Annotated in this window: 11 protein-coding genes; 6 read left to right on the top strand and 5 right to left on the bottom strand. The window is 34.3% G+C overall.

Features of this window, described 5'->3' with window-relative positions:
* Positions 1-97 precede the first annotated feature (97 nt).
* From CLV62_RS21900 to CLV62_RS06815, 4 genes are all read left to right on the top strand, one after another.
* Positions 98-676, top strand: coding sequence for a hypothetical protein (locus CLV62_RS21900; RefSeq protein ID WP_394337195.1), 579 nt, complete (start codon positions 98-100; stop codon positions 674-676).
* Positions 677-1,029: 353 nt separating this feature from the next.
* Entirely contained in the window at positions 1,030-2,175 is a 1,146-nt protein-coding gene (locus CLV62_RS06805; protein ID WP_110310036.1) for a clostripain-related cysteine peptidase, read from the top strand.
* An 837-nt stretch (positions 2,176-3,012) separates the two neighbouring features.
* Entirely contained in the window at positions 3,013-6,126 is a 3,114-nt protein-coding gene (locus CLV62_RS06810) for a SusC/RagA family TonB-linked outer membrane protein (protein WP_110310037.1), read from the top strand.
* Between the two features lie 70 nt (positions 6,127-6,196).
* Positions 6,197-7,816 (top strand): RagB/SusD family nutrient uptake outer membrane protein, encoded by a 1,620-nt coding sequence (locus tag CLV62_RS06815; RefSeq protein ID WP_110310038.1) that lies wholly within the window; start codon positions 6,197-6,199, stop codon positions 7,814-7,816.
* Between the two features lie 227 nt (positions 7,817-8,043).
* Here the strand turns inward: CLV62_RS06815 and CLV62_RS06820 are convergent, their stop codons facing one another.
* Both CLV62_RS06820 and CLV62_RS06825 read right to left on the bottom strand, forming a co-directional pair.
* Positions 8,044-8,451, bottom strand: coding sequence for a hypothetical protein (locus tag CLV62_RS06820; RefSeq protein ID WP_110310039.1), 408 nt, complete (start codon positions 8,449-8,451; stop codon positions 8,044-8,046).
* A 439-nt stretch (positions 8,452-8,890) separates the two neighbouring features.
* Positions 8,891-9,751 (bottom strand): glycosyltransferase family 2 protein, encoded by an 861-nt coding sequence (locus tag CLV62_RS06825; RefSeq protein ID WP_110310040.1) that lies wholly within the window; start codon positions 9,749-9,751, stop codon positions 8,891-8,893.
* A gap of 78 nt (positions 9,752-9,829) precedes the next feature.
* On the opposite strand from CLV62_RS06825, the gene CLV62_RS06830 reads away from it, so the two are divergent.
* Together CLV62_RS06830 and CLV62_RS06835 are read left to right on the top strand one after the other, a co-directional pair.
* A complete protein-coding gene (locus CLV62_RS06830; protein WP_170120026.1) occupies positions 9,830-10,693 on the top strand; it encodes a glycosyltransferase family 2 protein in 864 nt (287 codons plus the stop codon).
* 11 nt (positions 10,694-10,704) lie between these two features.
* The gene (locus CLV62_RS06835) at positions 10,705-11,568 is read left to right on the top strand and encodes a glycosyltransferase family 2 protein (RefSeq protein ID WP_110310042.1); all 864 of its coding nucleotides are present in this window, start codon (positions 10,705-10,707) and stop codon (positions 11,566-11,568) included.
* A 141-nt stretch (positions 11,569-11,709) separates the two neighbouring features.
* On the opposite strand, the gene CLV62_RS21680 is transcribed toward CLV62_RS06835, so the two are convergent.
* From CLV62_RS21680 to CLV62_RS06850, 3 genes are all read right to left on the bottom strand, one after another.
* Entirely contained in the window at positions 11,710-11,865 is a 156-nt protein-coding gene (locus tag CLV62_RS21680) for a hypothetical protein (RefSeq protein ID WP_170120027.1), read from the bottom strand.
* Between the two features lie 94 nt (positions 11,866-11,959).
* Positions 11,960-12,721, bottom strand: coding sequence for a galactosyltransferase-related protein (locus tag CLV62_RS06845; RefSeq protein WP_170120028.1), 762 nt, complete (start codon positions 12,719-12,721; stop codon positions 11,960-11,962).
* On the bottom strand, positions 12,718-13,749 hold the full coding sequence (locus CLV62_RS06850; protein ID WP_110310045.1) for a glycoside hydrolase family protein: 1,032 nt from the start codon (positions 13,747-13,749) through the stop codon (positions 12,718-12,720). The genes CLV62_RS06845 and CLV62_RS06850 overlap by 4 nt, the downstream gene beginning before the upstream one ends.
* Positions 13,750-13,893: the final 144 nt, after the last annotated feature.

Genomic DNA, 13,893 nt, shown 5'->3' on the forward strand with positions numbered 1-13,893 from the left:
GAGTATAAAAAAAATATCTGCACTATTTATTGTTTTGCCTCTTTTTGCCTAAGGACAGGTTGTGAAACACCACCCGTAAGTAAAAGATGGAGTAATTATTGCATTACAAGAAGGGAGTCTTGATATAACTTATGTTGACGGAGGAGAAATTGCTATAACAGTAGATAAACAAACAGGAAAATTACTGCTTACTGAGCGATCAGGGAAAATAATGCTGAGCGAAATACCCGGTTCACGAAAATTAATACCCGACTCAATCATGGGTGAGCCTTGCTTTGTTTCCGAACAAAGTTTTGAATCACCTACCGATGAGTTTATTTTTGGTTTAGGTCAATTTCAGGATGGGCACTACAATCTGAAAGGGGTTAGCCATCGTTTGATTCAAGTTAATTCGCAAATCGCCATACCCTTCATTTTTTCAAGCAAAGGGTACGGTTTATTATGGCATCAGTATGGGCTTACCGATTTTAACCCAGCCGATAATTTTATTTCCCTCGATAAACAAGATAAATCAACCGAAAGCGAAAGAGTCTTATCAAAAACAGATACAAACCCATCTACATTAAACAATATGGCAGTTATTTTCTTAGAAGAAGGCGACTTGGATAATGCGAAAAAGCTATTCACAGAAGCAGTGAACGGAGGTTCTACGGAAGCACATCATAATTTACGTTAGTTACAACTGAAACGTGAAGATAAAGAGTCTTTCGAAAAAAATATCGGGAAATATCCATGGGTAGATAAACTTTGTGATTACCAGTCGTTCAGTGGAGAAAATTTCAAACGTTTTGGTATAGCAGCTACACCAATGTTATTTTTAATAGATAAAAATGGAATAGTAGTGGATCAGTTCACTAATTTAAAAGAAACAAAATTAATAGAATAAGTTGTTGATATTTAATTACTCTTTGATTACAAATAGAAGTCATTAACTAATGACTAGCTACATTAGTCCATGTTGACTGTGAAGTTCGCATGGATTTTCTAATCAATTATATTATGTGTAATGTAACTATATATAGATGATAAATGAATAAAATAATAAAAATAGCTTTAACTGCTTTTCTCGGGATATTTCTTTTATCCTGTGAAAAAGATGATGATAATTATACTGACTCAACTGCAACCAACCATGTAATTCTGGTATATCTGGGTGGAGATAATAATTTATCATCCGAAACTTATCAAAAAATAGAGGCCATCAGAGAAGGCTGGCAAGGAGGTTCAGGCAAAAAGCTATTGATATATACTGATCCGGCTGATACAAATCCTTCTTTAATTGAAATTGTCAAGGAGAATGGGCAGAATATTAAAAAAATAATACGCAACTATGACGAAGAAAATTCGGCAAGTAAAGAGGTTTTGTCGCGTGTAATAGGAGAGGTTACAAGTCTTTATCCATCACCTTCGTACGGATTTGTTGTATTTTCTCATGCTTCCGGTTGGCTACCTCAAAGTACATTGACAAGTCCCCGATCCATTATTATGGATAAGAAACAAGAAATGGAACTGTCGGATTTTGCTCAGGCTATCCCCGATAACACTTTCGATTATATCATATTCGAAGCTTGTTTTATGACAGGGATCGAGGTTGCTTACGAATTAAAAGACAAAGCCGATTATATTCTGGCATCTTCGGCAGAGATACTTTCTCCCGGTTTTACTTATATATATCCTAAGAGTATAAACCATCTGTCGGGATCTTTATCCGGTTTGCAGGCTTTTGGAGAAGACGCTTTTATCTGGTTTGATAACAAAGCCGGATATATGCGATCAGCAACATTCTCCATTATTAGAACATCTCAACTCGATCCTTTGGCAAATTGGATAAAGAATAACTGTGATCAAGCTAAACAAGTTAATATATCTGAGATACAACATTTCGACCGATATTCTTATCGCTTGTTCTTTGACTTCGAAGACTATTATGCATCACTTCTGAAAACAGATAATCAAAAGAGTGAGTTATCAACTTTAATTTCGAATTGCGTTGTCTGGAAAAATGCAACACCTGCTTTCATGAAAGACTACAATGGTTTTGATATAAAGAAACATTCAGGTCTAACCACTTATATTCCTCAGAAAAAGTATTCATTTTTGAACGAAGAGTATAAAAAGTTGAAATGGTATAAGTCATCTGCCTTCGAAAGTGACTTCGAATGGATAGTAGAGTGAAACATAAACTTGATAAGAAGACTATACAACTACAAAAATATCTTTCAAAAATATGCCTTGGAAATATCAATATGCCTTAGTGCTGAGATTAATGATTCTTTATTATAGAAAATAAGTAAATTAGACCGGAGAATTATAAAAGTAATAAATTACTATAGAGAGACTGCCAAACGGTGCAGAAGAGGATATGCGTAATGTCTTGAATTCTGGATAATTAAACTGGATTTTCAAGTTAACACAGATAAATATATTAATCAAGCCATTGATTTCTTAAGAGTTGAATTTACCGGATACACAAGTGATAAGATAAAATTAAGAAGAGTTATAAACCAGTTTGTTGACAAAGGAAATCTCAAAGCCATAGAATAAGGGATACTATATTTATGTGAATAAAATACCGCAAATATGGTATTTCGAGGTTCGTTAACAAATAATAAATTTGCATTATAAATTAACTGGTGATAATAAAAAGACTGGAATGAAAATATTATCTGGAATGAAAAACAAATTATGGGCACCTTTGAATAGTAGGAATTTTATTTCGATTATCTCAAAATATCCTTTTGCATTTATCTACACAAACTTAACCCTTTCCCTTTCTTTTGCACGAATGCGAATGTACTGCTGCTAATTTCTACTAGTAAGCAGAAGCTCTAACTGTAGCTTTGAAAATAATTTAGATACTCCATATACATGTCTTTACAATAGATATTCAAACTATTGGTATGGTTAACTGTATGGTATGGCTAATTAAAATAATATGAAGTTTCAATAAAAAACGAACACTTCCTCCTCCGACGGCAATTGGTATTGGAAGTGCTCTTGATAAAAATTATCATGACAAAAGTAATCTTTTTTTTCAGGGTAAAGAGCCCCTTTGCAAGTGTTAATAAACATATTTATGTTTTTTTAGGGTTATTATTTTGCTCAATTACCCTTTATTCGCAAACATCTCTGACAGGATATATCTTTGATGAGAAAACAAAAGAACCTATAATTGGTGCAGTTGTTGCGGAAAAATTTACAACAAATGGAGTAACCTCGGATGGTGAAGGAGCTTTTATACTCCGATCACCCGATAAACTACCGGTAACATTGGTTGTAAGCTTTCTCGGCTATAAATCCCAAGAGATAAATATCTCTGAGGAAAAAGAATCAATAAAGATTGCTCTGATTGAAGATGTAAATAGTTTAAATGAAGTTGTTATTGTCGGTTATGGTACCCAGAGAAGACAAGAGCTGACGGGAGCAGTATCCACGGTGCCTAAATTGCTGTTGGAGAATAATGTATCGCCAACAATCGATGGAATGTTAGCCGGATCCGTAGCTGGTCTAAACGTAAAGCAGGGTTCAGGACAACCGGGTGAAGCAGCTTCTATCCGTATTCGGGGAGGCAATTCTATTAATGCTAATAATGATCCGCTATATGTAATTGACGGCTTTATTTTTTATAGAGATGCCAGTTCTACCAAGACCGGACTGGGAAGTATCGAAAGCAGTATAAATCCTCTGGCATCCATTAATCCTTCTGATATTGAATCGATCGAAGTTCTTAAAGACGTTTCTGCAACTGCCATTTACGGTTCACGTGGAGCCAATGGGGTAATTATTATTACCACAAAAAAAGGTAAGCGAGGCGAAACCTCTGTCAATTACAGGCATTTTACAGGATGGAGTAAGCCTGCTAAAAAGCTCGACTTAATGAATGCCGGCCAATGGGCAAGAATTCAAAAAGACTATTTCAACAACAAAGGAAATTTCACTGACGAGGAGATATCAAAGTTGGGTAAAGGGTATGACTGGCAGGATGCTGTATTAAGAACAGGAACGACTCAAAATCACGAATTATCTATCAGTGGAGGCGATGATAAAACACGCTATCTTATATCAGGTAATTACATTAATCAGGATGGAATCATTATCAATTCAGGTTTTAAACGTTACAATGCCCGCGTAAATCTGGATAGAAATTTATATAAAAACCTAACAGCAAGTGTTTTTGTAACTTTTGGAAAAAGTACTCAAAACAGCCTCACCACTACCGAACCTGTGAACTATAATTCTTCACCTTTCTCGGCAGGAATTACCAATTCCCTCACTTATGCTTTGTTTATGCCTCCGGTAGTCCCTATTTATAATAGCGATGGAAGTTATAACTACAAGAACCCGTACGAGTATGCCTATTTTGCTATAGGTAGCAAAGCGGTAAACCCGGTATCGGATTTGGAAAATAGCGTAGCAGAAACCATCAACAACTCATTACTCGGTAATTTCCTTCTCCGTTATACAATTCTTGAAGGATTGGTTGCAAAAGTAAGTTTGGGTACGGATGTCAGTAATATTACACAAAATTTCTTCGCTCCATCTTACACTGCTATCGGGCTTGCGGAACAAGGCATTGGCGGTATCGGAACAAAGAGATATGAAACATTTCAGACCGAAAATACACTGGGATATACCAAGCAGCTAAATGATGCAAATTATATAGATTTATTGGGCGGCTATACCTATCAGAAGTCAGATATAAACTATGTTACATCTATTGCAACCCATTTTACAAACGAATCTTTAAAACACAATAATCTGGCGGATGGTTCTGTGGCTTACCCTCCTGTATCGGGAACATCAACAGCTTCATTGCATTCGGTTATAGGCAGGGTAAATTATACATTAGAACAAAGATATAATCTTACTGCAACTATTCGTGCCGACAATTCTTCCCGCTTTGCAAAAGAGCATCGCTGGGGTTACTTTCCCTCCATCGGTTTATCGTGGAATTTGGAGCAGGAGAATTTTCTGAAAAACCAAAGTACTCTTAATAATCTTAAGTTAAGAATGTCTGCCGGAACAGTTGGTAATCAGGAGATCGGAGACTATGAATATGCCCAAAGTTACAAAGCCAATCATTATAATGGTGGTGCGGCATACAAAAAAGACAATTTAGGAAATTCTAATTTGAAATGGGAAACTACGACTCAATACAATATTGGAGCCGATGCCGGGTTTTTTAAAAACCGTCTGAATCTGGTTGCGGACATCTATTACAAAAAGACATCCGATTTATTATTGAATGTGCCGGTAGATGCCTCACAAGGGGTTATCGAACAATTGGAGAATATAGGAAATGTAACCAATAAAGGAATTGAATTTGCTGTAAATGCAACATTGATCGATAATAAAAATCTGACATGGGTTGTAAATGCAAATATTGCCCACAATGTAAATGAAATAACAGATATGGGAAGCACCAAGAGGCTGCTTCAAGGCAATAATTCGGAGCAGATATTGCAAGTAGGCGAATCTCTGGGTTCATTCTATGGCCTTATTTTCGATGGAATTGTACAGACCGGTGAAGATGTCTCCAAACTCCCAACTACAACCAATGGAGTTCCTAAAGCCGGAGATCTTAAATTTGTAGATGTAAGTGGTCCTAATGGTATACCCGATGGTAAGATAGACCAATATGACCGTACAGTATTAGGCAGTATACAACCCACGCTTATCTACGGATTCTCTTCTTCATTGACTTACCGGAATTTCGATTTTTTTATTCTCCTTCAAGGTTCTAAGGGTAATAAAGTTTACAATTCGCTGCGTCGCACATTGGAACATCCGACCGATAGCTATAATATGTCTACGGCACTACTCGACAGCTGGACATCGTCAAACCCATCCAACAGGCTACCCTATATTACGGGTACCCGCCCTTATTCTTATATAGACAGCCGTTATGTGGAAGATGCTTCCTACCTCAAAATAAATAACTTGACAGTAGGCTACAGTATTAAATTTAAGAAATATCCTGTAAAGCTTCGATTATTTGCTGCTGCTCAAAATCTGGTAACTATATCCGACTATAAAGGATATGATCCCGAGATCTCAAGCGGTTTGGACATAGGTGCATATCCTACTGCACGCACATTTATGGCCGGTATGGAACTTTCATTCTAGGTTATTTAAAGAATCCACACTTTTATTTGAATTCAATACATATATCTTAATAATTTAACATTTTACAAGTATGAAAAAGTTAGTGTTATCCAAGGCTTTATTAGCCTTAGTATTGCTCGTTGCATTCTCTTCCTGTAACGATAAAGACGACGAAGGGTCTATTGTTGGCGGTTCGAGTGTTGTTAAAAGTGACGAAGAGGCTGTTGCTCTTGTCAATGGTGTGTATGGACCCCTTCAAACGGTTAGTTCTTCTTTCTCGTTTCTTATAGAATCGGCTACTGAGGGTACTATCAGTTTCGAAGGTGAAGAAAATGAAGCTGGACCTGAGGTGAGTCGCTTCGAAACAAAACCTACAACATGGTACCCTGTTAAAGTTTACAGCCGGCTGTATCAAGCTGTAGGTACTTCTAACGATGCGATAGAAAAAATAGGTGCTTCGACTGCTGTATCCGAAGCAACCAAAAAAGTCTCCATCGCCAGAGCTAAGTTTCTAAGAGGACTTTCCTATTCGTATCTGGTTCAGCTATTTGGGGAAGTTCCATTAGTACTACAAACCGGAACTTCAGTAAAAACGCGTTCGTCGATTAATGATGTATATACTCAAATCGTAAAAGACCTGACTGAAGCAGAGGCTGACTTACCCGAGTATGACAGTAGCCCTATTATTCCATCCAAGGGAGCTGCGAATGCCATTCTAGCAAGAGTATATCTTGCATGGGGACACAATCCGTTGACACAAGACCAACTGGCGGAGATAGCCAACAGCTCTTCCGACCCCGTACATGTTCATGTTGATAATGCAAAACTTACGAAGGCTGTAGAGTATGCCGATAAAGTGATCAAGAGCGGGAAATACAGTTTGTTGAGCGATTATACCAAATTATTTGGCAGATCGAATGAAAGCAAGGCGCCTGAGCATATCTTCACAATACGTCACGATGGTGATGCTGTAGATGCACAAGGCAATCACCAGACTCATTGTGCATTTACATTTGCTTTCGACCTTACTAAGGATAACCACATAGGACCTTCGAATGTTAAGCAACACGATGATTGGGATGCAGCCGATACACGCAGAGAGTTTTCATATACAACGTACTTGGAAAATCCACAGGAAAACAATAAAGGATATTATTTCTTACCACCTGTTACCCTGCCACGCTTTGGCAAAGGCATCGATCGCAGTTATGAGAACAGCGTAAACCATGCAATCACAACAAATGAAGTAGATCGTATAGAGATACGTTATGCCGAAGTGTTACTTATCAAAGCCGAAGCATTAGCTGAGTCCGGAAAAACCGGCGAGGCTCTACCTATTATCAATCAGGTTCGAGAAAGAGCTTACGGTAATACATTGCATAACCTGAAATCACTTACTGTTGACGATGTTCGTAAAGAATGGGGATATGAGTTTGTTTATGAACAAAAGAACTGGTTTAATCTGGTACGTTGGAAAACATTGATAGCAACTGTCAAAACAGTGAAAGACTTCGAACACTTCGATGATTCATATAAAACAGCCGGAGGAACAGGAAAAGATGGTAGTACTGTTAATGCATTTTTTGCAAAGGTATACAAACATTTGCATGCGAAATATGACAATGTGAGAGGTAAGCATTACCGCTTTCCGATACCTACAGGAGAGAAAGGTGAAGATTTAGGCATAACACCTCAGAATCCCGGATATTAAAAATATATTATAGGAAATCAAGGGACCCTACATTTTGTGTGGGATTCCTTGTTTATTATTGCATTAAACTGTAAATAGCTAAGACTTAACTGACATTCTTGAAAAGTAATCCCATTTTGTTGTGGTATCAATATATTATTCTGATTATTTTCTAATATTGATAATAAGATAGGGTATAAAAAAGGGTTACAATGATTGTAACCCTTTTTATATATGATAAATCGATTCTATTTTTTTTCGTATTTCCTTTCAAGTTCTTCTATCTCTTTTTTTAGTCTTTTTCTATGAAAGTAGAATATGACTATATACATAATTATGCTGGAAGCCAATACTCCCAGGCAAAAAAGAAAGTCTATGCTATTTACTCCCACATAGAAAAAAGTAGCATAAGATAATGATAAGATTGTAATACTTGCTACAATACAATTCAATATTTGGATTAATTTATAATCATTCATATTAGATTGCATAACTATGGTACTCATTGCTAAAAAAAGAATCAAAAGACACCCTGTTTTGTCATCTCCTTTAATAAACATTTTGAGAGGGCTAATAGGCGTCGGAATAACACAAAATGCTATAAAAATAGCTACTATTACTATTAGAATTAAAATATTTTTGTTCTTTTTGCTCATAATAAGGTTGTTTAGAACTGCAAATATAATATTAAATTCTTATTTAGGTTGCATTTACTCTTCAGATGGAAACAGGCAGATTTATATTAATTCCTGAAACAAGTTTGAAATAATCTTACCATCTAGTAGTAAATGTGCAGGAGAGTGAGTTTCTTTAGTAGAATATTTCTCATTGGTGTAGCATTCCTTCCATTTATATAAAGCAATCAATATGTCATTAATACAACAGTCTCATAAATTTCGCTCATTTTGTGTGTTAAATAGCACGCTTGAAAGGTGAAGCTATTACTAATTTAGATGAAAGACCGATTAGAAAAACAGGAGCAGGGGAATGTATTAACTAATTAATGATATTCCAAACTACTATGAGATCCATCGATATCAATTAAATACGAATTCACCCCTATATTCAGTTGAGGATACATCTAAAGTTATAGTTTTAAAAATATAGATAACTAATAAAATCAGAGAATATTTGTTGATCAAATACTTTCAGCTTTAGATTTTGCTTCATTAATGAATCGAGTATAGGTTTACTGATTTGTTTATTTAAGTTCTTGTTGCGACTCATAAACTGCGAAAAAACAGCCTCTTCATTTTTAGGTAGACGAAAGCCACAGGTTCTTAGATACTTTATTCTGATTAAATCAGCATAATGACATTGTCGGAAGTAATCTTTTGATGAAATTTGTTTTTCATGTATACGGTAATGCATCAAAATATCAGGGGTATTTATAACTTTCCCGATCAAAGATATTTTGCACATCAAATCATAGTCTGAAGAATAATAAAACTCTTCATTGTAATAATTTACTTGTGCTAAGACCTCATTTCTTATGATAAGAGAGGGATGTAGAAACATATTGTTTTGTAACAGAAATATTTTTAAAAGAGAATAACTTTTCGGCTTTTTCTGAATATAACCGGTATTTATAAATTGAAAGTCTGTTCCCATTGCTAATATTTCAGTATCCTCTTCCATTATTTGGACTTGCCTTTCTAATCTGTTGGACATGGCAATATCATCCCCATCCATAACACAGATATATTTACCTTTTGCCATTCTGCAACCCTCATTTCTTGCATTATAATTACCTTTGTTAATTGCTCTGTCGATGTATATAATTCTAGAATCTTTCTCTTCTCTTATCATAGAGGAGGTATTATCTGTAGAGCCATCGTTTATAATGATAAACTCAAAGTTGTGATAACTTTGATTAAGAATACTATGAATGGCTTCTTTAATGAAGCCCTCAATATTATATACAGGCATTATTACCGAGACCAAAGGTGTTTTCATCTTTTGTGTTTGAAGATATACGAATATACAAAAATATTCTTAACTTTAAGCATTGACCTTTATCTCAACGTTTATGCTATGACTTGGTTAGTTTCTGTAATTATACCCACATATAATGTTGAGCTATATCTTGAGGAATGTGTTTTATCTCTTCTGAATCAAACCTATATAAATCTCGAGCTGATTTTTGTCAATGATAATTCCACAGATAGGAGTTTAGCTATTTTAAGACAATATCAATTAATTGATAATCGCATAAATATTATTAACTTAGATACCAATAACGGTCCCGGATATGCCCGTAATATTGGAATTGAAAAAGCTTGTGGTAAATACATCTTTTTTGTTGATGCAGACGATTATATAAATGATGATCTGATTAACAACTTAATAGAACATCTAAAGTTTAAGTCGGCTGATATCTTAATATACAATGGTACCTCTTTTGATGAAGATTCTGGAAAGCAGACTAGTATCAAGTATTTTAACTTAGATGAAAGCTTTTTTAGTTATGGCAAAATAAAATCGAGGTATCAAATGTTTTTGGCTGACTGTCACTCCCCCTGTCTGAAAGTATATCACTGCTCTCTATTTAAAGAATCATGCATCAGATTTCCATCTCATGCATATGGTGAGGATGTCGAATTTTGGATAAGATGTTTACTACATACAAAAAAAATCTCCTATATTGATTTTGTTGGATATCATAGAAGATATAGAACTGGATCTATTATGACTAGTGGGTCACTTAAGAATATAAAAGACAGAATTGATAGTTTCGACACGCTACTGGGAATTTGCCAACAAAATATTGCTCTTTATAACTATATTGTTGGAATTTATATTCCTTCTGTTGCACGAAAAGCTCTAGCATCAGATAATAAAGCCTTGATTGATTATCTGAGCGTAGCGATGAAAGAACTTGAAATTAAATACGATTAAAATACTATATTATGAAAGCTCCCTCAATAAGTATTGTAATGCCTGTCTATAACTCCTCACGCTATCTATCGGAATCTATTGACAGTATTTTGTCACAGACTTTTAGCGATTTTGAACTGATTATAATAGATGACGGATCTACAGATGGTAGTCGTGAAATTATAACAACTAATTATAAAGATTCGAGAATTAGGCTGATAAAAAATGAGCATAACTTTATACAGTCTTTAAATATTGGGATGACTCAATCAAAAGGGAAATATATAGCCCGTATGGATGCCGACGATATAATGTTACCTGAAAGATTACAAATGCAGTATCATTTTATGGAAGAAAATCCGGATATAGATATTAGTGGTACCTGGATGCAGGTTTTCGGAGATATGGATGGCATATGGAAAAATACAACGGCGAGTGACGAGATAGAGGTGCAAGCAATACTTCATAGTCCTCTGTATCACCCTACCGTTATACTAAAAAGAAGTATTATTACTCAATTTCCATTGGTAAATGATACCAATCAAGTATACAATGAAGAATATATATATGCCGAAGATTATCAACTGTGGACCGAGTTAATGAAAAGAGGATATAGATTAACAAATCTGCCTCACGTATTATTGCGATACAGAAAGAGTGAAGGACAAATAAGTCGACAAAAGCAAACAGAGATGCAAAATACAACTCTCAGGATACAGACAGAATATCTTGAATATATAATGGACAAGATAGCAAAACTAGATGAAGATTATTATAATATGCTAGATCATTCTATAACCTTATGCAATAAAGGTAAAGTTCATTTTATCGATTTACAAAAAATCGTCTATATTATTGCATCTAGAGTTATTCCCGGTAGTTCTGTTCATCAATAAAATAGTTTGTATCTTTTCTGTTGTTGGCACGATATTGCTAATATAAAAAGAGATAAGGGAAGAACCATTATCGATTAGTATACTTATTATTTTTTATAATCAGATTAATATAATTCGTGAATGTATTTATCCGGTTATTAACTAGTTGGATATTTGAGTCTTGCATAATCCTGCCGACTGCTCTGAAAAACCGAGATAATTAGATGAATATACACTGATTCCTACCCCGTTACCGCAATATCCTACATAATAATTAAGACCTCCTCCACAATCAAAACCACCTTTAAGGGTTTTCATCTCTTTCTCACTCCTAATAAACTGAGAAATGTAACAAATATATTCTGAGTTTTTTTGTAGTGCTGGTATCTTCATAAACATAGTTCTATTAGTTTTATATACGATTGTCTATCTCTTCTTTCGAGCTGTTCTTCATTAGTAAATGTTGGCTATCTGATATCTGTTGGGATACAAATGACCGGAATTGGCTATTATTCCCTCTTGGATGCCAGAGGTGAAACAAAACTTTATTTGTACGATAGACTTTATAGTTAAGGGCTACAAACCTGAAATGCCTATCAAAGTCATCATTTCCCCAGCCATAATGTTTTTCATTTTCCATTCCTGCTTGTATATATTTTTCTCGATCTACGATAACTGCTCCGCCAACCAGTAAGTGTGGATATAATCTATCCATCTTATTTTGATGCCTATGCAATATTTTCAGATCATTTTTCTTTATAAATAAGGTTCTGATTATTTCTGGTATTTCCAGACATATTCCATTATAGGGTAAAGTAATATCTGCTTCTTTATTTCTTAATTTTGTAACTGCCTCTAATATGGCATTTTTGTCAATTACAATATCCGAATCCCAAAGTGCAATATAAGGAGACGAAATATCCTTTACCATTTGGTTAAAATATTTTGTTCGATGGAAAATAGGATCCCTATCTTCAATAAAAAGATATCTTACTTTTTTATTTAGCAGATATTTTAGAATTCCATTGTTATAATTGTCAGCTTCGAGAATAACAATATTGGTGTCAAAGTATCTGCACAAACAATTTATCACTACAATTATATTCTCTAATCGTTGAATAGAATCCAACTTTATCGCAATAATAAAAGTTACATCACTTAAATTTGTTTTCATAGTTGACATTCTTTATTATCAGAAAAATATAATGTAGGTATGATACAAAAAATATTTGGTAAATTACCATATTTACTGAGGTATTGAGGGGCTTGTAACAAATTCCATATTCCGGAGGATTCTATTTTAGAAAATGTCAGATCCGATATAGTGTTTAACTCCTGATCTGTAAATAATTCTTTCAAGTCTTTAATTATAAGATATATACTTGAAATGCCATCCTGAAAAAATATATTCTTATCCCTTAGTTCATCATTAAAAATAGAGAAGATATTCAGGCTATTTTTTAGTAGTGTGATATGCCTTGCCCAGTTCTCTAGTTCAATCTCTTTGTTTACTAAGTTTATAGCCCAAAGCAGTAGCAACTTATTGGCGTTGAGTATTGGAATAGTAGATAGGGCATGATATGATAATTCCTCCAGTATTTTAGTTACTCGATTATTATAAAATTGAAGTTTATGTAACTTGCTTAATACTGCTAAGAATAATGGAAGTCTGCATTCTTCTATATTATAAGATAATGATTCGTTGAAGAAATCAGAGTTAATCTGTTGATATATATAATTAACTGTTTGAATAATGATTTCTTGGTATATATAATTATTTTCACTAGAGACTTTCTGATCTTCGAGCCTCAAACATAAATAATATAAAATAGGTATTAAAGAAGAGCTTGTTAACTGAGTGTAATATCTAGGATAGCTGAGTTGTTTTATAATCTCGTTATCTATATCTTCTAACACATGATTAATATTCCCTTCCACATACTTATTTTTGATGAGATAATGAACACCTAAGCCAATGCCGCTTAAACCATCTTTTATATCTATCTTTTTCAGTGTTTTGATATTCTCAAAAATATCATCCAGAAGTTTCTCTGCAGCTAATAGATATTCTTTATTATCACTCTTTCTTCCTATATAGAAAAAATAGAGGGATAGTCTCATCTTTCCGTGATCAAGTCCAAGAGAATTATTATTCTTTGAAGAGAGTAGGAGTGTCCTGTTCAAAGTCTGCAAATTAAGCATAGCAGGTTTAATTTAAGGTTATATTGATATCGTAAAGTCTTTGATTTTCAAATATAGAATAATATTTCTATGTGCAAAAAGAAATGAAGTAATCTTTGCTAAGTAAATGTGAATAGAGGGCTTAGTGTAGCTACCTGTTTTTTG

Source organism: Indolivaga alginatilytica (assembly GCF_003201355.1).
GTDB classification, from domain to species: Bacteria; Bacteroidota; Bacteroidia; order Bacteroidales; family Dysgonomonadaceae; genus Dysgonomonas_A; species Dysgonomonas_A alginatilytica.

What these genes read in the sequence shown, in the direction of transcription:
- CLV62_RS06805 (WP_110310036.1), top strand. Translation starts at nt 1,030, where the DNA reads ATGAATAAAATAATAAAAATAGCTTTAACTGCTTTTCTCGGGATATTT.
- CLV62_RS06810 (WP_110310037.1), top strand. Translation starts at nt 3,013, where the DNA reads ATGACAAAAGTAATCTTTTTTTTCAGGGTAAAGAGCCCCTTTGCAAGT.
- CLV62_RS06815 (WP_110310038.1), top strand. Translation starts at nt 6,197, where the DNA reads ATGAAAAAGTTAGTGTTATCCAAGGCTTTATTAGCCTTAGTATTGCTC.
- CLV62_RS06820 (WP_110310039.1), bottom strand. Translation starts at nt 8,451, where the DNA reads ATGAGCAAAAAGAACAAAAATATTTTAATTCTAATAGTAATAGTAGCT.
- CLV62_RS06825 (WP_110310040.1), bottom strand. Translation starts at nt 9,751, where the DNA reads ATGAAAACACCTTTGGTCTCGGTAATAATGCCTGTATATAATATTGAG.
- CLV62_RS06830 (WP_170120026.1), top strand. Translation starts at nt 9,830, where the DNA reads ATGACTTGGTTAGTTTCTGTAATTATACCCACATATAATGTTGAGCTA.
- CLV62_RS06835 (WP_110310042.1), top strand. Translation starts at nt 10,705, where the DNA reads ATGAAAGCTCCCTCAATAAGTATTGTAATGCCTGTCTATAACTCCTCA.
- CLV62_RS21680 (WP_170120027.1), bottom strand. Translation starts at nt 11,865, where the DNA reads ATGAAAACCCTTAAAGGTGGTTTTGATTGTGGAGGAGGTCTTAATTAT.
- CLV62_RS06845 (WP_170120028.1), bottom strand. Translation starts at nt 12,721, where the DNA reads ATGAAAACAAATTTAAGTGATGTAACTTTTATTATTGCGATAAAGTTG.
- CLV62_RS06850 (WP_110310045.1), bottom strand. Translation starts at nt 13,749, where the DNA reads ATGCTTAATTTGCAGACTTTGAACAGGACACTCCTACTCTCTTCAAAG.